This is a genomic window from Klebsiella sp. WOUb02 (assembly GCF_050058015.1).
In the GTDB taxonomy this organism is placed as follows: domain Bacteria; phylum Pseudomonadota; class Gammaproteobacteria; order Enterobacterales; family Enterobacteriaceae; genus Klebsiella.
This window is the reverse complement of sequence record NZ_CP170110.1, coordinates 709,053-731,640: the sequence shown is the minus strand read 5'-3', so window position 1 is coordinate 731,640 and position 22,588 is coordinate 709,053. Positions and strand designations below refer to the sequence as shown.

General features: G+C 54.3%; 12 protein-coding genes, 2 tRNA genes, 2 other RNA genes and 4 pseudogenes. 8 read left to right on the top strand and 12 right to left on the bottom strand.

Features of this window, described 5'->3' with window-relative positions; all coding sequences use genetic code 11:
- The 4 genes and pseudogenes from oppC to ABOC21_RS10250 form a co-directional block, all read right to left on the bottom strand.
- Positions 1-909: an oligopeptide ABC transporter permease OppC gene (oppC, locus tag ABOC21_RS10265; protein WP_426814463.1), complete on the bottom strand. Its 909-nt coding sequence runs from the start codon at positions 907-909 to the stop codon at positions 1-3.
- 14 nt (positions 910-923) lie between these two features.
- Positions 924-1,844, bottom strand: coding sequence for an oligopeptide ABC transporter permease OppB (oppB, locus tag ABOC21_RS10260; protein WP_426814462.1), 921 nt, complete (start codon positions 1,842-1,844; stop codon positions 924-926).
- Positions 1,845-1,928: 84 nt separating this feature from the next.
- A pseudogene (gene oppA / locus ABOC21_RS10255) lies at positions 1,929-3,562 on the bottom strand (oligopeptide ABC transporter substrate-binding protein OppA).
- 750 nt (positions 3,563-4,312) lie between these two features.
- Positions 4,313-4,960 carry a YchE family NAAT transporter gene (locus ABOC21_RS10250; RefSeq protein ID WP_426814461.1) on the bottom strand — a complete coding sequence of 216 codons (648 nt, stop codon included), beginning with the start codon at positions 4,958-4,960 and terminating at the stop codon, positions 4,313-4,315.
- A gap of 477 nt (positions 4,961-5,437) precedes the next feature.
- Between ABOC21_RS10250 and adhE the strand changes: the two are divergent.
- Positions 5,438-8,117 (top strand): annotated as a pseudogene (adhE, locus tag ABOC21_RS10245) (bifunctional acetaldehyde-CoA/alcohol dehydrogenase).
- Between the two features lie 198 nt (positions 8,118-8,315).
- Here adhE and tdk read toward each other — a convergent pair.
- Entirely contained in the window at positions 8,316-8,933 is a 618-nt protein-coding gene (gene tdk, locus ABOC21_RS10240; RefSeq protein ID WP_426814460.1) for a thymidine kinase, read from the bottom strand.
- Positions 8,934-9,493: 560 nt separating this feature from the next.
- Here tdk and hns point away from each other — a divergent pair.
- Positions 9,494-9,901 carry a histone-like nucleoid-structuring protein H-NS gene (gene hns / locus ABOC21_RS10235; protein WP_041146073.1) on the top strand — a complete coding sequence of 136 codons (408 nt, stop codon included), beginning with the start codon at positions 9,494-9,496 and terminating at the stop codon, positions 9,899-9,901.
- Between the two features lie 117 nt (positions 9,902-10,018).
- Here the strand turns inward: hns and galU are convergent, their stop codons facing one another.
- From galU to rssA, 3 genes are all read right to left on the bottom strand, one after another.
- Positions 10,019-10,921 carry a UTP--glucose-1-phosphate uridylyltransferase GalU gene (galU, locus tag ABOC21_RS10230; RefSeq protein ID WP_426814459.1) on the bottom strand — a complete coding sequence of 301 codons (903 nt, stop codon included), beginning with the start codon at positions 10,919-10,921 and terminating at the stop codon, positions 10,019-10,021.
- Between the two features lie 195 nt (positions 10,922-11,116).
- Entirely contained in the window at positions 11,117-12,130 is a 1,014-nt protein-coding gene (gene rssB, locus ABOC21_RS10225) for a two-component system response regulator RssB (protein ID WP_426814458.1), read from the bottom strand.
- A gap of 89 nt (positions 12,131-12,219) precedes the next feature.
- Positions 12,220-13,122 (bottom strand): patatin-like phospholipase RssA, encoded by a 903-nt coding sequence (gene rssA / locus ABOC21_RS10220; protein ID WP_426814457.1) that lies wholly within the window; start codon positions 13,120-13,122, stop codon positions 12,220-12,222.
- A 111-nt stretch (positions 13,123-13,233) separates the two neighbouring features.
- On the opposite strand from rssA, the gene ABOC21_RS10215 reads away from it, so the two are divergent.
- The 6 genes from ABOC21_RS10215 to ABOC21_RS10190 all read left to right on the top strand — a co-directional run bounded on the left by ABOC21_RS10215 (position 13,234) and on the right by ABOC21_RS10190 (position 15,302).
- Positions 13,234-13,692 (top strand): YchJ family protein, encoded by a 459-nt coding sequence (locus tag ABOC21_RS10215; RefSeq protein ID WP_426814456.1) that lies wholly within the window; start codon positions 13,234-13,236, stop codon positions 13,690-13,692.
- A 42-nt stretch (positions 13,693-13,734) separates the two neighbouring features.
- Positions 13,735-14,577 (top strand): formyltetrahydrofolate deformylase, encoded by an 843-nt coding sequence (gene purU, locus ABOC21_RS10210; RefSeq protein WP_426814455.1) that lies wholly within the window; start codon positions 13,735-13,737, stop codon positions 14,575-14,577.
- 158 nt (positions 14,578-14,735) lie between these two features.
- A tRNA-Tyr gene (locus tag ABOC21_RS10205) sits at positions 14,736-14,820 on the top strand.
- A gap of 43 nt (positions 14,821-14,863) precedes the next feature.
- Positions 14,864-14,995, top strand: a non-coding RNA gene (locus tag ABOC21_RS10200) — RtT sRNA.
- Positions 14,996-15,038: 43 nt separating this feature from the next.
- Positions 15,039-15,123, top strand: a tRNA-Tyr gene (locus ABOC21_RS10195).
- A gap of 47 nt (positions 15,124-15,170) precedes the next feature.
- Positions 15,171-15,302, top strand: a non-coding RNA gene (locus ABOC21_RS10190) — RtT sRNA.
- Positions 15,303-15,563: 261 nt separating this feature from the next.
- Here the strand turns inward: ABOC21_RS10190 and narI are convergent.
- The 4 genes and pseudogenes from narI to ABOC21_RS10170 all read right to left on the bottom strand — a co-directional run bounded on the left by narI (position 15,564) and on the right by ABOC21_RS10170 (position 22,229).
- Positions 15,564-16,241: a respiratory nitrate reductase subunit gamma gene (gene narI, locus ABOC21_RS10185; protein ID WP_095102003.1), complete on the bottom strand. Its 678-nt coding sequence runs from the start codon at positions 16,239-16,241 to the stop codon at positions 15,564-15,566.
- Positions 16,241-16,951: a nitrate reductase molybdenum cofactor assembly chaperone gene (gene narJ / locus ABOC21_RS10180; RefSeq protein ID WP_426814454.1), complete on the bottom strand. Its 711-nt coding sequence runs from the start codon at positions 16,949-16,951 to the stop codon at positions 16,241-16,243. The genes narI and narJ overlap by 1 nt, the downstream gene beginning before the upstream one ends.
- Positions 16,948-18,487 (bottom strand): annotated as a pseudogene (gene narH, locus ABOC21_RS10175) (nitrate reductase subunit beta). The gene narJ and the pseudogene narH overlap by 4 nt, the downstream one beginning before the upstream one ends.
- Positions 18,484-22,229 (bottom strand): annotated as a pseudogene (locus ABOC21_RS10170) (nitrate reductase subunit alpha). Before ABOC21_RS10170 ends, narH begins: the two co-directional pseudogenes overlap by 4 nt.
- Positions 22,230-22,588 lie beyond the last annotated feature (359 nt).

Below are 22,588 nucleotides of genomic sequence, written 5' to 3'. Positions count from 1 at the left end.
TTAGCGGTCTTTCGGGTCGAGGGCATCACGCAGGCCATCGCCGATAAAGTTAAAACAGAACAGCGTTACCACCAGGAACCCCGCAGGAAACAGCAGCAGCCACGGCGACACTTCCATTGAGTTCGCGCCATCGCTCAGCAGCGCTCCCCAACTGCTAAGCGGCTCCTGAGTACCCAGCCCCAGGAAGCTGAGGAAGGATTCGAACAGGATCATGCTCGGTACCAGCAGCGAGGCATACACCACCACCACGCCCAGTACGTTAGGCACGATGTGACGAACCACGATACTGAACGTCGAGACGCCGCCGACCTGGGCCGCTTCGATAAACTCTTTGCGCTTCAGGCTCAGCGTCTGGCCGCGCACGATACGCGCCATATCCAGCCAGGAAACCATCCCGATGGCGACGAAGATCAGCAGGATATTCTGGCCAAAGAAGGTCACCAGCAGGATAACGAAGAACATGAACGGGAAGGAGTTGAGGATCTCCAGCAGACGCATCATGACCGAGTCGATCTTGCCGCCGAGATAGCCGGAAAGCGAGCCGTAGAGCGTACCGAGGATCACCGCCACCAGCGCGGCGGCAACGCCAACCATCAGCGAGATGCGCCCGCCGATAGCGACGCGAACCAGCAGGTCGCGACCGGATGAGTCGGTACCAAAGTAGTGGCCGGACGTCATTTCCGGCGCGCTGGACATCATGCCCCAGTCGGTATCGAAATAGGAAAACTGCGACACCATTGGCGCCAGGGTCACGAACAGCGCGATAATCATCAGGACGATCAGGCTGGCAACGGCGGCGCGGTTATGCATAAAGCGGCGACGGGCATCCTGCCACAGGCTACGTCCTTCAACTTCCAGTTTTTCACTGAAGTTCTCCAGCGCCTCGTTGTTTTTCTTACTTAACATCATGGCGAACCCCAGCCTCAATAGCGAATCTTCGGATCGATAACGGCATACAGCACGTCGACGATCGCGTTAAACAGAATAGTCAGCGCGCCGACCAGGATAGTCAGGCTGAGTACCAGCGAATAGTCGCGGTTAAGCGCGCCATTCACAAACAGCTGACCGATGCCCGGAAGACCGTAGATGGTTTCGATGACCATTGAGCCGGTGATGATCCCCACAAACGCCGGGCCCATATAGGAGAGGACCGGCAGCAGCGCCGGTTTCAGCGCATGACGGAAAATAATGCGCCGCATCGGCAGCCCTTTTGCCCGCGCGGTGCGGATGAAGTTGGAGTGCAGGACTTCAATCATCGAGCCGCGGGTAATACGTGCGATGCTGGCGATATAGGCAAGTGACAAAGCCACCATCGGCAGAATCATGAACTTCAGCGCCCCGCCGTTCCAGCCGCCGCCGGGCAGCCAGTGCAGCGTGATAGCGAAGATCAACACCAGCAGCGGCGCAACGACGAAACTGGGTATGACCACCCCGGTCATGGCCACGCCCATCACCGCATAGTCCCATTTGGTGTTCTGATTGAGCGCCGCAACCACTCCCGCCGCCACGCCGAAAATCACCGCCAGCAAAAATGCCGCGGCGCCTAATTTTGCCGAAACGGGAAAGCTTCCCGCGACGAGGTCGTTAACGGAATAATCTTTGTATTTAAACGACGGTCCAAAATCACCGTGCGCAAGCTGTTTCAGATAGCTGAAATATTGCGTGGAAATAGGATCGTTCAGATGATATTTCGCTTCGATGTTCGCCATCACTTCCGGCGGAAGCTGCCGCTCGCCGGTAAATGGACTTCCCGGAGCCAGGCGCATCATAAAGAAGGAAATCGTAATAAGAATAAATAGCGTCGGAATCGCTTCCAGACAACGACGTAGAATAAATTTTAACATTGCCCGTACCTTCTGGCCTGTGCCTTTGCACTGCTCTCAAATAAGACACTGTGGGGCAGCCACTGACTGCCCCACCTGTTGCCATTAATGCTTAATAATATAAAGATCTTTGGTATAGACGTTATCCATCGGATCTTTACCGGTGTAGCCGCCAACGTACGGTTTCACCAGACGGGCGTTCACGTAGTAATAAACAGGAACGATGGCTGAATCTTTATCCAACTGCTGCTCGGCTTTATCGTACAGGGCCGTACGCTGGGCCTCATCCGCAGCCTTAGTGCTTTCCGCCATGATCTTATCGAAGGCCGGGCTCTTATAGTGCGCGGTGTTCATCGAGCCTGTCGGACAGCATGGTATTCAGGAAAGAGGTCGGTTCGTTATAGTCTGCGCACCAGCCCGCGCGCGCCACGTCATAGGTTCCCTGATGACGCGTGTCGAGGAAGGTTTTCCATTCCTGGTTTTCCAGCTTGACGTCTACGCCAAGGTTTTTCTTCCAGATGGAGGCGGCGGCGATCGCCAGCTTCTTGTGCAAATCGGAGGTGTTGTACAGCAGGTTGAAGGTTAGCGGTTTGTCTGCCGTATAGCCGGCTTCAGCCAGCAGCTTTTTCGCCTCTTCGTTGCGTTTTTCCTGCGACCATTTGAACCACTCAGGAACGGTCAGCTTCGCGCTGTCGGTATACGGCGGCGTATAGCCATAGGCCGGAATATCCCCCTGACCTTTTACTTTATTCGCAATAATATCGCGATCGAGACCCATCTTCAGCGCGGTACGCACGCGCGGATCGGTAAATGGCGCTTTCTGGTTATTAATTTCGTAATAGTAGGTGCACAGATACGGATCCACGTGCAGCTCATTTGGAATTTCTTTTTTCAGCTTCTGGAACAGCTCAAGAGGCAGCTGGTTATAGGTCATATCCAGACTCGCCGCTGCGGTAGCGGTTAACGTAGGTCACTTCAGAAGAGGTCGGCAGCCAGGTCACTTCATCAATAACCGTTTTGCTGTTATTCCAGTAGTGAGGATTACGTTCCATGACGATACGTTCGTTAACGACCCAATCCTTCAACTTATAAGCGCCGTTAGAGACGATATTCGCAGGCTGAGTCCACTTCTCGCCAAACTTCTCGATGGCCGGTTTATAAACCGGAGACATGGATGAGTTGACCAGCAGCTTATAGAAGTACGGGACGGCTTCGCTGAGGGTGACTTCCAGCGTGTGATCGTCAATGGCCTTCACGCCCAGTTCGGTCGGCGCCTTTTTACCGTCAATAATCTCATCGACGTTGGCAATATGGCCATACTGCGGATAGCTCGCATACGGAGAGGCGGTTTTCGGGTCCACCAGACGCTGCCAGCTGTAAACAAAATCCTGTGCCGTTACCGGCTCGCCGTTGGACCATTTCGCGTCTTTACGCAGATGGAAGGTCCAGACTTTAAAATCTTTGTTGTCCCAGCTCTCAGCAACGCCCGGAACCGGGTGACCATCGACCGGCGACGTCACCAGCAGGCCTTCAAACAGATCGCGGCTGATATTGGATTCCGGCACCCCTTCAATTTTATCGGGGTCCAGCGACTGCGGCTCTGCGCCGCTGTTACGCACGATGCTCTGCTTTGCTGCTAACGAGACACCTGCTGGCACATCTGCCGCCACTGCGTTTCCTGCAATAAGCGCAGCGAGAACGCCAGCTGCAATAAGGCTTTTTCTTGTGATGATGGTCATTGTGTTGTTACTCCATTCATTATAATTACTGGCTATATAACCAGCCTGTCTTTTCCCCTTACGGGATTCTGTACAGTGCAGGAGTTTATGCTGCTGTCAGAGTTTACTGCTTGCTATCACCGACTTATTTATTACGGCCGCTCAGGCGGCGACCTTGACGTCGATTCTTTCCCCTTGCCGGGGTATTTCTGGCGGCAATGAGTTATTTAATAATAATTCTCATTTACGCTTATTATTCAGTGAAAAGAGCACGGCGGAAATTACCAAAAGGCTTTCTCATCCGCCAATGCAATTTGCAAATATGTTACCGGTTTCTCTTTTATGACCTTTTCTGCGCCTGGCTTTTAGCCCGCCTTCGCGCAGTTCAATCTTTAAAACCAATATTTTTCAATTAGATACGATTACCCTGTCGTTCTGCATGCCGTGATGATGTATCAAGATGCTTTTTTGTACGAAAATTTAACAATCGGTTAATTTTTAGCACATTCATCTACACTGACAATGAAATTACTAATATCATTTCAATTATCCAACGGCAAGCACCAGAGAATGATGTGAAGAAAATAACAGTGACAAGGCGTTGGGGAGAACGCAGAAGGAGGAGTGAATACAGCATAACCGTTTGATAAATAATTAATTTTATGAATATTGTTAAAAATTATATCTCGCTCGCCATATCACCTTTATTAATATCTTTTGCTAATAATGAAGCAAAGGCGGAGCGCCAGGCTCCCCAACGCGCAGCCAAATTTAGGCCAGCAGGCCCGGAAACAGCGCTTTTATTCCGGTAACGATAAATTCAATTCCCAGCGCCATCAGCAGCAGCCCCATAATACGCGTTATCACGTTAATGCCGGTTTGCCCAAGCAGGCGAACTAACCACGGCGCGATGCGGAAAATTCCCCAGCAGCACAGAGCAAACAGCGCGATTGCCACCGAGAAGCCAAAGAGGTGGCCTACCGTGTGGTAACGCGTCCCCCAAACAATGGTTGAGCTAATCGCCCCCGGGCCGGCCATCAGTGGTAATGCCAGCGGCACCACGCCGATGCTTTCGCGGATAGCCGTCTCTGACTTCTCCTGCTTGTTCTGTTTGTCTTCCCCAAGCTTGCCGCTAATCATCGACATCGCAATGGTGACGACGAGGATCCCGCCGGCAATACGGAATGAATCAATAGAGATACCGAAGATTTGCAAAATACCGTCCCCGAGGAACAACGAGGTCAGCAGGATGATGGCCACGGAAAGGTTCGCCGTCCGGTTGGTCTTGTTACGGATCGCCGCGCTCTGATAGCTGGTCATACTAATGAAGACAGGAATGATGCCAACCGGGTTAACCAGTGCAAATAACCCGATGAAAAACTTGAAATAAGTTGAAAAATCAAACAACGGTAGAGTCACAGTGCGCTCCGCAGCATCATAAAATATGGCTGTTGACAGTGGATGTCATAAAATATTCGCGCAGAAGATACGCTTTTTAACAGCATAATTCATCTCAAAAATGCATACCGCAATGATAAACGGTGTTTGTTGTATATTTGTTTCTTTTCCCGGTTTTATTCATTTATTTTGCATACCTTTTCATCACGCTTGATTTAAGTGGTCATAAAATAGCCTGCTGAAAGGTGTCAGCTTGACATAAAATTGATCTAAATCACGTAAATCGTACTCAGAAGTGAGTAATCTTGTTTACACCAAAGAGTGGAAGCCGGCAGTACCTGAGGATAAAGAAATAAAAGCTTCGTTAGTAAATCAGTGAAGCCAGCAGAGCAAAATTCGATACGTTAACATTTAGATGCAAGCTATTAACCGCCTGTCTATACTATCGAATCGAGCTACTGATTTACTAAAAAAGTTTAACATTATCAGGAGAGCATTATGGCTGTTACTAATGTCGCTGAACTTAACGCACTCGTAGAGCGCGTCAAAAAAGCCCAGCGTGAATATGCCAGTTTCACTCAAGAACAAGTTGATAAGATCTTCCGTGCAGCCGCTCTGGCCGCCGCAGACGCTCGAATCCCTCTCGCAAAAATGGCCGTCGCCGAATCCGGCATGGGCATTATCGAAGACAAAGTGATCAAAAACCACTTCGCTTCTGAATACATCTATAACGCTTATAAAGATGAAAAGACCTGCGGCATCCTCTCTGAAGACGATACCTTTGGTACTATCACCATCGCAGAGCCTATCGGTATTATTTGCGGTATCGTCCCAACGACGAACCCAACTTCTACAGCAATCTTTAAATCACTGATCAGTCTGAAAACGCGTAACGCGATCATCTTCTCCCCGCATCCGCGTGCTAAAGATGCCACCAACAAAGCGGCTGATATCGTTCTGCAGGCGGCGATCGCTGCCGGCGCACCGAAAGATCTGATCGGTTGGATCGACCAGCCTTCCGTTGAGCTGTCCAACGCGCTGATGCACCACCCTGACATTAATCTGATTCTTGCGACCGGTGGTCCAGGGATGGTTAAAGCGGCCTATAGCTCCGGTAAACCGGCTATCGGCGTTGGTGCAGGTAATACGCCGGTGGTTATCGATGAAACCGCTGATATTAAACGCGCCGTTGCGTCGGTGCTGATGTCCAAAACCTTCGATAACGGCGTTATCTGTGCGTCTGAACAGTCCGTTGTCGTCGTTGACTCCGTCTACGACGCCGTTCGTGAGCGTTTCTCCAGCCACGGTGGCTACCTGCTGCAGGGCAAAGAGTCTGAAAGCGGTTCAGGACATCATCCTGAAAAACGGCGCGCTGAACGCCGCCATCGTTGGTCAGCCGGCATATAAAATTGCTGAACTGGCAGGATTCACCGTCCCGAGCAACACCAAAATTCTGATTGGCGAAGTGACCGACGTTGATGAAAGCGAGCCGTTTGCTCACGAAAAACTGTCTCCGACTCTGGCAATGTATCGTGCCAAAAACTTCGAAGATGCCGTTGAGAAAGCTGAAAAACTGGTGGCGATGGGCGGTATCGGTCATACCTCCTGCCTGTACACCGACCAGGATAACCAGCCTGCTCGCGTGGCCTTCTTCGGCCAGATGATGAAAACCGCACGTATCCTGATTAACACTCCGGCTTCTCAGGGTGGTATCGGTGACCTGTATAACTTTAAACTCGCGCCTTCCCTGACTCTGGGTTGTGGTTCCTGGGGTGGCAACTCCATCTCTGAAAACGTTGGTCCGAAACACCTGATCAACAAGAAAACCGTTGCTAAGCGAGCTGAAAACATGTTGTGGCACAAACTTCCGAAATCTATCTACTTCCGTCGTGGCTCTCTGCCAATCGCGCTGGATGAAGTGATTACTGATGGTCACAAACGCGCGCTGATCGTGACCGACCGCTTCCTGTTCAACAACGGCTATGCCGACCAGATCACCTCCGTACTGAAGGCATCCGGCGTTGAAACCGAAGTATTCTTTGAAGTTGAAGCTGACCCAACTCTGACCGTAGTACGTAAAGGTGCAGAACTCGCCAACTCCTTCAAACCGGACGTCATCATCGCCCTCGGCGGTGGTTCCCCGATGGATGCCGCGAAAATCATGTGGGTGATGTACGAACATCCGGAAACCCACTTCGAAGACCTGGCGCTGCGCTTTATGGATATCCGTAAACGTATCTACAAGTTCCCGAAAATGGGCGTGAAAGCAAAAATGATCGCCGTCACTACCACTTCCGGTACCGGTTCTGAAGTGACCCCGTTTGCGGTCGTTACCGACGATGCGACCGGTCAGAAATATCCGCTGGCAGACTACGCGCTGACTCCGGATGTGGCGATTGTCGATGCCAACCTCGTCATGGATATGCCGAAGTCTCTGTGCGCATTCGGTGGTCTGGATGCCGTAACTCACGCCCTGGAAGCCTACGTTTCCGTCCTGGCATCTGAGTTCTCCGACGGCCAGGCTCTGCAGGCGCTGAAGCTGCTGAAAGAGTACCTGCCAGCGTCCTACCATGAAGGTTCTAAGAACCCGGTAGCGCGTGAACGCGTGCACAGTGCAGCGACTATTGCCGGTATCGCGTTTGCTAACGCCTTCCTCGGCGTATGTCACTCGATGGCGCACAAGCTGGGCTCCCAGTTCCATATCCCGCACGGCCTGGCCAACGCCCTGCTGATTTGTAACGTTATCCGCTACAACGCGAACGATAACCCAACCAAGCAGACCGCATTCAGCCAGTACGATCGTCCGCAGGCTCGTCGTCGCTACGCAGAAATTGCTGACCACCTGGGCCTGAGCGCGCCTGGTGACCGCACCGCAGCGAAAATCGAGAAACTGCTGGCGTGGCTGGAAAGCATGAAAGCTGAACTGGGTATTCCTAAGTCTATCCGTGAAGCTGGCGTGCAGGAAGCTGACTTCCTGGCCCACGTTGACAAGCTGTCTGAAGATGCATTCGATGACCAGTGCACCGGCGCTAACCCGCGCTACCCGCTGATCGCCGAGCTGAAACAGATTCTGCTGGATACCTTCTACGGTAACGAGTTCAGCGAAGGCGAAGCTGCCGCAAAGAAAGAAGCCGTAGCAGCGCCGAAGGCCGATAAAAAAGCGAAAAAATCCGCTTAATTTAAGCCGGTAATATAAATAAAAGGCCTCATCTTTTGATGAGGCCTTTTTTTCGTCACTATTTTGCCTGACTTTGCCTGACGTCGTAAAACCGGCGCAGAGCGACGCCGAAGCATCAGCCCATCTATTACAGCACCAATGGCAGCAGGACGTTATCAGGCGCCTGGTGCGCGCCTGAGCGGGATCGGTGAAGGGAGATTAGCTGGAGCGCTGCCTGCTTTGTACAAGCGTTAAAGAGCCCTCTTTTAAGGCCTCTTTATAATGTTTACGGCAGACCGATACGTAGCGTTCGTTGCCGCCAATAACCACCTGCTCGCCCTCATTGTACGGTCGCCCTTCCTGGTCAAGGCGCAGCACCATACTCGCCTTGCGGCCGCAAAAACAGATGGTTTTTAATTCAACCAGCTTATCTGACCAGGCCAATAAATACTGGCTGCCGATAAACAGTTCCCCGCGGAAATCAGTACGCAGGCCGTAGCACAGCACCGGGATATCCAGACCATCAACAACCTCGGATAGCTCATGCACCTGCGCACGGCTCAGAAACTGGCTCTCATCAACTAATACGCAATGAACCGGCTGCTTTGCATGCTCAGCGCTAATCTCGGCAAATAATGAGGTCTGCGGGTTAAACAGCCGGGCCGGCGATGAGAGACCAATTCTTGAACTGACCTTACCGGAGCCAAAGCGGTTATCAATCTCAGCCGTATAAACCAGGGCACGCATGCCTCGTTCCTGATAATTGTATGAGGACTGCAGTAGCGCAGTCGACTTACCTGCATTCATTGCAGAATAGTAAAAATAAAGTTGTGCCATCGGCTGCGTAACCCCAATCAATGTGTTTTATCGCGGCGGGATTGTAGCATATTTTCTACCGCTGTCGGCCCCTTCAGGGAAAGGCTGGCGGTTTATGTTGCGCAAACCGGCGTCTGAAAGATTAAGCGTCTTAATACAACCACAGCGTCGGCTATTTGCCCCAAGCGCGAGGTTCAGGCGGTGGGAGCCGTTGTCCTTTTGTGCCAATCGGCGCGTTTTGCGGGCGGTTATAACGGATTTTGTGCAGCGTTTTATATTAAACATCAGCGTAACTAATGCGCTAATACTGAAGGGAGATATTTATCCCTGCAAAGTATAATTTTACTCCCTGGCCGCCAGGAAAAGCATACTATCTCAGGGTTTTAGCTTGCGGTGCCGCTTAAGCTATAAGTGAGAAAGATGTGAACTCACGCGAAAAATTTAACTTAAATTAATTAATTACCGGCACAAATAACAAGTAATTTTGAATTCCTTACATTCTACCCTATTGCACATCTGATTATATCGCTCTATTATTAGTTCAACAAACCACCCCACAATATAAGTTTGAGATTACTACAATGAGCGAAGCACTTAAAATTTTGAACAACATCCGTACTCTTCGTGCGCAGGCGAGAGAATGCACCCTTGAAACGCTAGAAGAAATGCTGGAAAAATTAGAAGTTGTCGTTAACGAACGTCGCGAAGAAGAAAGCGCTGCGGCTGCAGAAATTGAAGAGCGTACTCGTAAACTGCAACAATACCGTGAAATGCTGATTGCTGATGGTATTGATCCGAATGAACTGCTGAGTACCATGGCGGCAGTTAAAGCGGGCACCAAAGCCAAACGCGCAGCACGTCCGGCAAAATATAGCTACGTTGATGAAAACGGCGAAACCAAAACCTGGACTGGTCAGGGCCGTACCCCGGCAGTGATCAAAAAAGCGATGGATGAGCAGGGCAAATCTCTGGACGATTTCCTGCTTTAATAAGTCGTCAGATTTGAAAAATCCCGCTGCGGCGGGATTTTTTTTATCTTTACTCACGGTGATAAAAAAGCCGGAACGCAATACCTGCGCCCCGGCTCTGATATCTAAAGATAACGATTACTTAGCGATCGCTTTTTCCAGCCACTCTTTAAAATCGGCGCCGAGCGATTTATGACGCACGCCATATTCAACGAAAGCCTGCATGTAACCCAGTTTATTACCACAGTCATGGCTCTTGCCCTTCATATGGTAGGCTTCAACCGTTTCCTTCTCGATCAGCATATCGATGGCATCGGTCAGCTGGATTTCGTCGCCTGCGCCCGGAGGGGTTTTAGCCAGCAGCGGCCAAATATCCGCGCTCAGCACGTAACGGCCCACGACGGCCAGATTGGAAGGCGCAACGTCTGCTTTCGGCTTTTCCACTACGCCAACCATCGGCACGCTTTCGCCCGGCTGCAGGGACTGGCCCTTGCAGTCAACGACGCCATAGGCGGTGACGTCAGCAACCGGCTCAACCATAATCTGGCTGGATCCGGTTTCATCGAAACGCGCGATCATTTCCGCGAGGTTATCGCTGCTCAGGTCGGATTCAAACTCATCCAGAATAACGTCCGGCAGAATAACCGCGACGGGCTCATCGCCCACCACCGGGTGCGCGCACAGTACGGCGTGACCAAGGCCTTTAGCGAGGCCCTGACGGACCTGCATAATGGTAACGTGCGGTGGACAAATAGATTGGACTTCTTCGAGAAGCTGACGTTTTACACGTTTTTCCAGCATTGCTTCCAGTTCAAAACTGGTATCGAAATGGTTTTCGATAGAATTTTTGGAAGAGTGCGTGACCAGAACAATTTCAGTAATCCCGGCCGCAATACATTCGTTAACAACATACTGAATTAAAGGCTTATCTACCAGCGGCAGCATTTCTTTCGGAATAGCCTTGGTAGCGGGCAGCATCCTTGTGCCTAATCCCGCAACCGGGATAACAGCTTTTCTTACTTTAGAATTAACGGCAGCCATTGAAATCTCCTGGACTGTATGTTTTTTAAACTAGCCATAATAATAACGCACCGAGTATATCAGCCGACCCAGGTAGGTCTGGTCTGAAAGGAGCGGATTTTCTCGAATTAGGACTTATACGTATAAAACCCCTCGATAGTATCACTGCCAAAGACGATGCGGTAATCCTACCAGCGTGAAAATAATCTTAACTGTTCATTCCGCAGACAACATCAGGCGTAAACGGCCGCCCGCCCCCCAAATTTGGCACTGCCACGAGGAGCAGCGCTGGCTAATTTGGTTGAGATAAGCATTACCTAATGTGCCGAGCGGCACACCATTACTAATCTGTATTTGATGCTCCCCGGTATTCAGCGTGCCGTTTAAACCCGCCGATACCAAAATCAAATTTTTCAAGCCGCTGTGGTAATAACCCACCAGCAGAGGAAATTGCCCCGGCAAATTCGCCTGACGAAGCAGCTGGTTGACCTGCTTTAACAACCCGGTCATTTCCGGCAGACGCTGGCCCTGATGGGCAAGCTGCTCCTGAAGCAAACCGTTAAACAGCGCGCGCAGCAGCAGCGCCGCAAGAACGCCATTATCACCCGCCCGGGTGACATCCAGACAGTAAAATGCCAAATCATTTTCTGATAATGGCGCAATATCGAGAACCAGACCGGGCCTGTCGGCGGTGACCAGCTGGCGATAGTGAATGCGGCAGCGCGATATTTCCTGCTGCACCGGCGGCTGTAGCTCCTGCAGCAGCCGGGACGCCGCATTCGGGTCGCTGACCAGCGCATCCCAGTCCTCAAACAGCCGCTCCTCCTCTTCCACCCGCGAACTGAACATATGGGGATAGAGGCAGGCATAGACCGTCTCACGCAGGCGGTTAAAATCTTTTACCGGTTTAAGCAGCACATCCTGAACCCCAAGACGCAGCGCCCTGGCAATATCCGCCATATTCTCCGTCGCCGAAATCATCAGAATCGGCATCTGCTCGCCCTGGCCACGCAGATACTCCACCAGCTCAAGGCCATTCATGCGCGGCATCGAGATGTCGCAGATCATCAGGTCGGGCTTTGACTCGGCCATCTTTTGCAGCGCCTCAACGCCATCCTCAGCCTGCGCGGTAGCGGCGCCCAGCGAGGTTAACCAGGAGTGCAAAAGAGTGCGGAAAACGGGCTCGTCTTCAACGATCAGAATGTGTTTTCCCGCCAATGGCTGCGTCATGATCTCTCCTCTGGCTGACGATAATTAAATATTGGCATGCAATTCACACTATCGCCTGTCAGAATTTACTGAAGTCTAAGTCAAGGGCGTCACGCCGAGGCGCGCACCAAAGGTAATAGTTCATCCATCTTTTTTTCCACCGCCAGATGGCCGGCAGCAATCGCCTCCCCGGCGCGATGGAAATCAAGGGTCGATATTTGTGGGCAAAAGGGCTGCAGCAGAATATCCGGTGGGTCACCCGCCATGCGGTTACGCTTCAGGCGATTTTCCAGCACCTGAATAGAGGTGGACATAATTTCCATTGCCGTAGGCGTCGCGGTGGTCTTTTGCCGGGAGCTCATTCCCGTCAGCCGCGCGCGCAGGCGCGAATGCCAGGTAAATTCTTTATCATCTTCTGCTCGCGGCTTCTCGATAGACCATAAATCCTGCTGCATCAGATGCGCGTCGTGCTGAAGATCGACGGCGATAACAATGTCCGCCCCCAGCGCGCGCGTCAAAGAGACCGGGACGGGATTGACGACGGCGCCGTCAACCAGCCAGTAGCCATTGTGCATAACGGGCGACATCAGGCCAGGCATGCTGCAGGAGGCGCGTACCGCCAGATGCAAATCTCCTTCGGTAAACCACAGCTCGCGGCCGGTGCTCAGGTTGGTGGCCACCGCCGCAAACCGGCGATCGCAGCGTTCTATTTCAGAGGTAGGCAAGACTTGTCGATATTGATTGAATACGCGCTCCCCGCGCAGCAGGCCTCCGCGACGCCAGGAGAGATCCATTAACCGCAGCACGTCCCAGTTGCTAAAGGAGCAGACCCATTTCTCCAGTACCGGAAGACGATTGCAGGCGTAGGCCGCGCCAACCAGCGATCCGATAGAGCACCCTGCAACAACGTCAATTTCAATACCTGCTCGCTGTAGCGCTTTAATCACACCGATATGCGACCACCCTCGGGCGGCTCCCGCCCCTAAGGCCAGACCAATCTTAAGCTTTCTCATTATTACCGATATACTTCCTTCCACCGCGAACATGGCATCATCGCCACGGCTCAGTTAACATAAAACACTTTGGCGTCGATGCGCCGTCATTCTTTTTCCATGGAGGCCGCTTTGTCGCCATTATGTCCCTGTGGCAGCGCTCTGGAGTATAGCGCATGTTGCCAGCGTTATCTGGACGGCGCGCTGCCAGCGCCAGACCCGTCACAGCTTATGCGATCCCGCTACAGCGCGTTTGTTATGAAAGATGCCGATTATCTGATAAAAACCTGGCATCCCTCTTGCCAGGCGCAACAGTTCCGCGCGGATCTGGAAAGCGGTTTTGCCAAAACACACTGGCTGGGGCTGAGCGTCTTTGCCGCCGATGAGGGGCGCAATCCCGATGAAGGATTCGTCAGCTTTATTGCGCGATTTAACGACGATAGCCGTTCCGGCGTAATTATTGAACGTTCCAGATTCTTAAAAGAAAATGGACAGTGGTACTATATCGACGGCACGCGACCGCTGATTGGTCGTAACGACCCCTGCCCTTGTGGCTCAGGTAAAAAATTTAAAAAATGCTGCGGCCAATAAACCGGCGTCAGCAATAGCAAACACTACAGGATTTCCCCCGCGATGCATTCATTACAACGTAAAGTACTACGCACTATTTGCCCTGATCAGAAAGGACTCATCGCGCGTATCACCAACATTTGCTACAAGCACGAGCTGAACATCGTGCAGAACAACGAGTTTGTCGATCACCGAACCGGCCGCTTCTTTATGCGTACCGAGCTGGAAGGTATTTTCAATGACGCCATCCTGCTGGCCGATTTGGATAGCGCGCTGCCGGAAGGTTCGATTCGCGAACTGACGCCTGCGGGGCGCCGCCGCGTGGTCATTCTGGTCACCAAAGAAGCGCACTGCCTTGGCGATCTGCTGATGAAAGCTAACTATGGCGGTCTGGATGTGGAGATTGCCGCGGTTATCGGTAATCACGAGACGCTGCGTACGCTGGTTGAGCGTTTTGATATTCCGTTCCAGCTGGTCAGCCATGAAGGCCTGACGCGTGAAGAGCACGATAAGCGGATGGGCGATGCTATCGAAGCTTTGGCACCGGACTACGTGGTGCTGGCGAAATACATGCGCGTGCTGACGCCAGAGTTCGTTTCCCGCTTCCCGAACCAGATTATCAATATTCACCACTCATTCCTGCCGGCCTTTATTGGCGCCCGTCCGTACCATCAGGCTTACGAGCGCGGCGTCAAAATCATCGGCGCCACCGCGCACTATGTGAACGATAATTTGGACGAAGGCCCGATCATTATGCAGGACGTGATTCATGTCGATCACACCTATACGGCAGAAGATATGATGCGCGCCGGCCGTGACGTTGAGAAGAACGTGCTGAGCCGTGCGCTGTATCAGGTGCTGGCGCAGCGCGTGTTCGTTTACGGCAACCGAACGATTATTCTTTAATCGATAGATAAATTAGCTGGTTAGCTTTGCATCTTTGCGCGCAAAAAGCAGGCAACCAGTTTATTTTTATCAACGGAGTGCTTTACAGGGGCGCGTCATTTGGTATGATGCGCCCCGCTTCCCCGGAAGGAAGCAGGCCAGTATTAGCATTACCCCGTGGTGGGGTTCCCGAGCGGCCAAAGGGAGCAGACTGTAAATCTGCCGTCATCGACTTCGAAGGTTCGAATCCTTCCCCCACCACCATTATTCACTACAGCAATGTGGTAACCCCGGTAGGCCTTAGCGAGGTTTGCACTTATCGGGAAGGGTGAGAATCTTCGACCAAGGTTCGACTCGAGCGCCAGCGAGAGAACGTTGCCACAGGCAACGGCCCGAAGGGTGAGGAGCGAAGCGACGAATAATCCTTCCCCCACCACCATTATTCACTGAGTCTGAATAACCTACAATTTGATTTTACCCCTGGTGGGGTTCCCGAGCGGCCAAAGGGAGCAGACTGTAAATCTGCCGTCATCGACTTCGAAGGTTCGAATCCTTCCCCCACCACCATCACTTCCCGATATCCCGTTACTCCTCAAACAAACACCAGCGTCGCACATTCTGCCCATGCGGGAAGGATGAGAAGCTTCGACTAAGGTTCGACTCGAGCGCCAGCGAGAGAACGTTGCCGCAGGCAACGGCCCAAAGTGTGAGCAGCAAAGCTGCGAATAATCCTTCCCCCACCACCATTACTGCCAGATATCTCATCGCTCCCAAATAAACACCTGCACTGCATATCGCCTTTATTCAGCTCATGGTCGGGACAGTTATGCTGCCTGCTGCCGCTGGTTCACGCCCCCGCTTTTACCGCTGCGTTCCCCTGGTGCCGGTGCCGCAGGCGCGCTGATCCTGCAGGCGGCGGCGGGAAATAATCCGGGCTGGGGAGATGGGCTGGCGCTGGGCGACAAAAAACCCCGCCGAAGCGGGGTTTGATTCAACCGATAGCGTCATTAGCGACGGGCGCGAACAATCTGATATTTGCGCGTCAGATACTCTACCGGCGCGCTCCAGATATGCACCAGGCGGGAGAACGGGAACAGCAGGAACATCGTCATCCCCAGCACCAGGTGCAGGCGGAACACGAACGCCACGCCGTCCAGATGCTGTGAAGCGCCACCGTGGAAGGTCACCACCGACTGCGCCCAGCCGACCAGCTTGAGCATTTCGCTCCCGTCCATATGCTGCGCCGAGAACGGAATCGTCAGCAGGCCCAGCGCGCACTGCACCAGCAGCAGCGAGAGGATCAGGATATCTGCGCTAGTGGTGGTTGCGCGCACGCGCGGGCTGAACAGACGGCGCTTGAGCAGCAGCACGCCGCCGACCAGACACATCACGCCGCTGGCGCCGCCGGCAATCATCGCCATCTTCTGCTTCACGTCCATCGGCAGGAAGGACTCATACATCCAGTGCGGCGTCAGCATCCCGAGGAAGTGGCCGGCGAAAATACCGAGGATCCCGATATGGAACAGGTTAGACGCCAGGTTCATCCCCTTGCGATCCAGCATCTGGCTGGAAGAGGCCCGCCAGGTGTACTGACCATAGTCGTAACGCAGCCAGCTACCGATCAGAAATACCGAACCGGCAATGTACGGGTAGATGTCAAAGAAGAACATATTCAGGAAGTGCATTATTGCTGTCCTCCGTTAGAGATATCCAAATATTGCGGGGCCACGGCCCCGGCAAAACGACGCTGGTGAGCGGCAATTTCTGATTCGCCGCAGCCTTTATCGGCAAAGAATTTCACCTGCTCTTCTTCCCATACCGCGTCCAGCGCCTGCGGCGTATCGTCGCGGGCTTCATCGGCGATTTTTTCCGCGACCTTCTGGCTATCAACCCGGGTATCCGCCAGCTTCAGCAGCAGTTCGAACAGTACCGCATAACGGCTTTCGCGCTGCTGCAGGCGGGCGCTAAGCAGACCCAGAATCGGCGCCACGTCCTTCAGGCCGGCGATAGCTTCATCTTCCGGCAGCTGCGCCAGATACTCCAGGTACAGCGGCAGGTGGTCAGGAAGCTCATGGCTGTCGAGCTCCAGGCCATGACGCTCATATTGCGCCATCAGGTCGACCATCGCCTGACCACGATCGCGGGACTCACCGTGAACGTGTTCGAACAGCAGCAGCGACGTCGCCCGTCCGCGGTCAAATAGTTCGCTGTAATCAGACTGGGTATCCAGCACGTCCCGGGCGGTCAGGTGGCGCAGGAAGTCGCCCAGCCTGCGGGCATCCTCCGCGGCGAATCTTTCCGATGACGCCAGCGCCTCCAGCATCTCCTGCTGATGCTGCCACAGGGCAGCGTCAGGATACTCAAGCAGGCGCGACACGATCACGAGTTCAATCATGGGCGCGGCTCCGTTTTGCTGGTCACGTCGATAGTGTCGATGCGGCGGCTATTAAACAGATTGAACTGACTGTCCGAACCGTGGCAACCGTCGCCGAAGGTGAAGCCACAGCCGCTTTTTTCCGGGAAGGCGTCACGCGCCTGCTCGCGGTGGCTGCTCGGCACCACGAAACGGTCTTCGTAGTTGGCAATCGCCAGGTAGCGATACATCTCCTGCGCCTGGGCTTCGCTCAGACCAACTTCCTCCAGCGCGCGGGTATCCACGACGCCATCAACGCTTTCAGCGCGTTTAAAGTGACGCATCGCCAGCATGCGCTTCAGCGCCAGCAGCACCGGCTGGGTATCACCTGCGGTCAGCAGGTTCGCCAGGTACTGCACCGGAATACGCAGGCTTTCCACGTCCGGCAGAATACCGTTGCTCCCCAGCTCGCCGGCATCCGCCGCGGACTGGATCGGCGACAGCGGCGGCACGTACCAGACCATCGGCAGCGTGCGGTATTCCGGATGCAGCGGCAGCGCCAGCTTCCAGTCCATCGCCATCTTGTAGACCGGCGACTTCTGGGCGGCGTCGATAACCCCCTGCGGTACGCCGTCTTTCAGCGCCTGCTCGATGACTTGCGGGTCATGCGGATCGAGGAAGACGTCCAGCTCGAGGCTGGTAGAGATCTTTCTCGTTCTCGGTGCTCGCCGCGGTTTCAATCGCATCCGCGTCATACAGCAGCACGCCAAGGTAGCGGATACGGCCGACGCAGGTTTCTGAACACACGGTCGGCTGGCCCGCTTCGATGCGCGGGTAGCAGAAGATGCATTTCTCAGATTTACCGCTCTTCCAGTTGAAGTAGATCTTCTTATACGGGCAGCCGGTGATACACATCCGCCAGCCGCGGCACTTGTCCTGGTCGATCAGCACGATGCCGTCTTCTTCACGCTTGTAGATAGCGCCGCTCGGACAGGTCGCTACGCACGCCGGGTTGAGGCAGTGCTCGCACAGACGCGGCAGATACATCATGAAGGTATTTTCGAACTGGCCGTACATCGCCTTCTGCATGTTCTCGAAGTTCTTATCTTTCGCCAGCTTCTCGAACTCACCGCCCAGATCGTCTTCCCAGTTCGGGCCCTTGGTGATTTTAGCCATGCGCTGGCCAGTGATCAGCGAACGCGGACGGGCAATCGGCTGCGCTTTGCTATCAGCCGGCGCGTTATGCAGCGTCTGGTAGTCAAAATCAAACGGCTCGTAATAGTCGTCGATGCCCGGCAGATGCGGGTTAGCGAAGATTTTACCCAGCAGCATCGCGCGGTTGCCCATACGCGGCTGCAGTTTGCCGTTGATCTTACGAACCCAGCCGCCCTTCCATTTTTCCTGGTTTTCCCAGTCGGTCGGGAAACCGACGCCCGGCTTGGTTTCAACGTTGTTGAACCACGCGTACTCGGTCCCTTCACGGCTGGTCCAGACGTTTTTACAGGTGACCGAGCAGGTATGACAGCCGATGCATTTATCGAGATTCAGCACCATGCCGACTTGTGAACGAATTTTCATTTTACGCTCTCCTGTACCTGGTCATTGCCTTCGCCATCCAGCCAGTTAATATTTTTCATCTTACGTACAACCACAAACTCATCGCGGTTCGAGCCGACGGTGCCGTAGTAGTTAAAGCCGTATGCCAGGTGCGCATAGCCGCCGATCATATGCGTCGGTTTTGGCGTAATGCGGGTCACCGAGTTGTGGATCCCGCCGCGCTGACCGGTAATTTCCGAACCCGGCAGGTTCATGATTCGTTCCTGCGCGTGGTACATCATGGTCATTCCGGCCGGCACGCGCTGGCTCACGACCGCACGCGCGGTCAGGGCGCCGTTGTTGTTGAAGACTTCAATCCAGTCGTTATCTTCAATGCCCATCTCTTTGGCATCCGCTTCGCTCATCCACACGATGGGGCCACCGCGGCCGAGGGTCAGCATCAGCAGGTTGTCGCTGTAGGTCGAGTGAATGCCCCATTTCTGGTGCGGCGTCAGGAAGTTGAGCGCTTTCTCCGGGTTGCCGTTTGCTTTCTTACCCATCACCGCTTTCACCGAGCGGGTATCGATCGGCGGACGGTACACCAGCAGGCTTTCACCGAAGTCGCGCATCCACTGGTGGTCCTGATAGAGGGACTGACGACCCGAGAGCGTACGCCACGGGATCAGCTCATGAACGTTGGTATAACCGGCGTTGTAGGAGACGTGCTCATCTTCCAGTCCTGACCAGGTCGGGCTGGAGATAATCTTGCGCGGCTGGGCCTGGATATCGCGGAAGCGAATTTTCTCGTCTTCTTTATTCAGCGCCAGGTGCGCGTGATCGCGGCCGGTAAACTCGCTCAGCGCCGCCCAGGCTTTCACCGCCACCTGGCCGTTGGTTTCCGGCGCGAGGGTGAGGATCATCTCAGCCGCGTCAATCGCCGTATCCAGCATCGGCTGGCCTTTCGCCGGGCCATCGGCCTTGGTGTAGTTGAGCTTGCGCAGCAGATCCATCTCGCTCTGGGTGTTCCAGGCAATCCCCTTACCGCCGTTGCCGATTTTCTCCATCAGCGGGCCGATGGAGGTGAAGCGTTCCCAGGTTGCCGGATAGTCGCGCTCAACCGGAATAATGTGCGGCGCGGTTTTCCCTGGGATCAGGTCGCATTCGCCCTTTTTCCAGTCCTTCACGTCGAGCGGCTGCGCCAGTTCGGCGGCCGAGTCGTGCTGGATTGGCAGGGTCACAATGTCGGTCTCTTTTCCGAGGTGCCCGACGCAGACTTCGGAGAATTTCTTCGCGATGCCTTTGTAGATCTCCCAGTCGCTTTTCGATTCCCAGGCCGGATCGACGGCGGCAGAGAGCGGGTGAATAAACGGATGCATATCCGAAGTATTCATGTCGTCTTTTTCGTACCAGGTCGCGGTCGGCAGCACGATGTCGGAGTACAGGCAGGTGCTCGACAGGCGGAAGTCCAGCGTCACCACCAGGTCCAGCTTGCCGTCGAGGCCGTTATCCTGCCATTCCACCTCTTCCGGCTTCACGCCGCCCTGTTTGCCCAGATCCATCCCCTGAATACCGTGCTCGGTACCGAGCAGGTACTTCAGCATATATTCATGACCTTTACCGGAAGAGCCCAGCAGGTTACAACGCCAGATGAACAGGTTACGCGGGTGGTTTTTACCGTTTTCCGGCTGCTCCGCGGCAAAGCGGATGGTGCCCTCTTTCAGCGCCTTCACGGTGTAGTCAACCGGCGTCATACCGGCTTTCTTCGCCTCTTCGGCGATGCGCAGCGGGTTAGTTCCAAGCTGCGGCGCGGACGGCAGCCAGCCCATACGTTCGGCGCGCACGTTGAAGTCCAGCAGATGGCCGGTGTAGCGGGATTTATCCGCCAGCGGTGACAGCAGCTCCTGCGCGGTGACCGACTCGTAGCGCCACTGGCTGGAGTGGTTATAGAAGTAAGAGGTGCTGTTCATGTGGCGCGCCGGGCGCTGCCAGTCAAGGGCAAACGCCAGCGGCTGCCAGCCGGTCTGCGGACGCAGCTTTTCCTGACCCACGTAGTGCGCCCAGCCGCCGCCGCTCTGACCGACGCAGCCGCAGAACACCAGCATGTTGATCAGGCCGCGATAGTTCATATCGAGGTGATACCAGTGGTTCAGACCGGCCCCGACGATAATCATCGAGCGGCCGTGCGTCTTATCGGCGTTATCGGCGAACTCGCGGGCGGTACGAATGATGTTTGCCCGGGCGACGCCGGTGATTTTTTCAGCCCACGCCGGGGTGTACGCCTTGACGTCATCATAGCTTTTGGCGCAGTTTTCATCGTCCAGACCGCGCTCCAGGCCGTAGTTGGCCATGGTCAGGTCATAAACGGTAGTCACCAGAGCGCTGGTTCCATCCGCCAGCCTGCAGGCGTTTTACCGGCAGCTTATGCAGCAGGATGTTTTCCAGCTCAACGTTGGTGAAGTGTTCAGTGCCTTCGCCGCCAAAGTACGGGAAGCCGACCCGGGCGATCTCATCCTGGCTGCCCAGCAGGCTCAGCTGCAGTTCGATCTCTTCGCCGGATGTGCCGTCGCGCTGTTCAAGGTTCCATTTGCCTTTTTCACCCCAGCGGAAGCCGATTGAACCGTTCGGCGCCACCATCTCGCCGTCGACGTTAATCGCCACGGTTTTCCATTGCGGGTTGTTTTCCTGGCCCAGCGAATCGACCAGGTCGGCGGCGCGCAGCATACGGCCCGCCGCGTAGTAGCCGTCGCGCTCTTCCAGCATCACCAGCAGCGGAATGTCGGTGTAGCGGCGAACGTAGTCGGTGAAGTACTGGCTCGGTTTGTCGAGGTGGAACTCGCGCAGCATAACGTGGCCCATCGCCAGCGCCATCGCCGCATCGGTCCCCTGCTTCGGCGCCAGCCACAGGTCGCACAGCTTGGCGATTTCGGCGTAGTCAGGCGTGATGGCAACGGTTTTGGTGCCTTTATAGCGGACTTCGGTAAAGAAATGGGCGTCCGGGGTACGGGTCTGCGGAACGTTAGAACCCCAGGCAATAATGTAGCTCGAGTTGTACCAGTCGGCGGACTCCGGTACGTCGGTCTGCTCGCCCCAGGTCTGCGGAGAGGCCGGCGGAAGGTCACAGTACCAGTCGTAGAAGCTCAGGCAGGTGCCGCCAATCAGCGACAGGTAGCGCGCGCCGGAAGCGTAGGAGACCATCGACATCGCCGGGATCGGCGAGAAGCCCGCCACGCGGTCCGGGCCGTAGGTTTTGACGGTATAAATGTTGGAGGCGGCAATCAGACTCGTTCACTTCCTGCCAGGAGGAGCGTACGAAGCCGCCGCGGCCGCGCGCCTGCTTGAAGCTTTTGGCTTTATCGGCATCTTCAATAATCGAAGCCCAGGCCGCAACCGGATCGCTGTGCTGAACCTTAGCCTCACGCCACATTTTCATCAGGCGTTTACGCATCAGCGGATATTTCAGGCGGTTGGCGCTGTACAGATACCAGGAGTAGCTGGCGCCGCGCGGGCAGCCGCGCGGTTCATGATTGGGCAGGTCCGGGCGGGTACGCGGGTAGTCAGTCTGCTGGGTTTCCCAGGTGACGAGGCCATTTTTGACATAAATTTTCCAGCTGCATGAGCCGGTGCAGTTTACACCGTGAGTGGAGCGCACGATTTTGTCATGCTGCCAACGCTGACGGTAGCCATCCTCCCAGTCCCGGTTGGTGTGTAGAAGCTGGCCGTGCCCGTCGGCAAAGGTCTCGCCCTTCTGTTTGAAGTAACGAAACCGGTCCAGGAATTTACTCATGGGTTTCTCCTGTTTGGAGCCTGACGGCTCTCTGATAAATCGACATTGCTGGATTTGCAGCGAAGGTAACGCCATGAAAGAGGGAGAGAATTGATAACGATCAATGCGAAATGCCTTATGAATAGCGCCCAAATCGCCAGCTACCACTTTGGTATTAGCTTTTTCTATTTTTTATCTAACTGTTTTATAAGGTTTTTAGTGGAAAAGTACGCCATTCGAAGCACGAGCATTATCCATATAGGTATTAAGGGGTAGACCGGACGACCGGGGGACGGTTTTGCTGAATTCGGCACGCCGCCGCGCTAGCGCATACGGCAGCGATTTAAGGGACAAAAAAAGGCGCAAATCACCTTGCGCCT

Bases quoted from the DNA above. Each gene is read 5' to 3' on its own strand.
- oppC (WP_426814463.1), bottom strand. From the start codon at position 909: ATGATGTTAAGTAAGAAAAACAACGAGGCGCTGGAGAACTTCAGTGAA.
- oppB (WP_426814462.1), bottom strand. From the start codon at position 1,844: ATGTTAAAATTTATTCTACGTCGTTGTCTGGAAGCGATTCCGACGCTA.
- tdk (WP_426814460.1), bottom strand. From the start codon at position 8,933: ATGGCACAACTTTATTTTTACTATTCTGCAATGAATGCAGGTAAGTCG.
- hns (WP_041146073.1), top strand. From the start codon at position 9,494: ATGAGCGAAGCACTTAAAATTTTGAACAACATCCGTACTCTTCGTGCG.
- galU (WP_426814459.1), bottom strand. From the start codon at position 10,921: ATGGCTGCCGTTAATTCTAAAGTAAGAAAAGCTGTTATCCCGGTTGCG.
- rssB (WP_426814458.1), bottom strand. From the start codon at position 12,130: ATGACGCAGCCATTGGCGGGAAAACACATTCTGATCGTTGAAGACGAG.
- rssA (WP_426814457.1), bottom strand. From the start codon at position 13,122: ATGAGAAAGCTTAAGATTGGTCTGGCCTTAGGGGCGGGAGCCGCCCGA.
- purU (WP_426814455.1), top strand. From the start codon at position 13,735: ATGCATTCATTACAACGTAAAGTACTACGCACTATTTGCCCTGATCAG.
- narI (WP_095102003.1), bottom strand. From the start codon at position 16,241: ATGCACTTCCTGAATATGTTCTTCTTTGACATCTACCCGTACATTGCC.
- narJ (WP_426814454.1), bottom strand. From the start codon at position 16,951: ATGATTGAACTCGTGATCGTGTCGCGCCTGCTTGAGTATCCTGACGCT.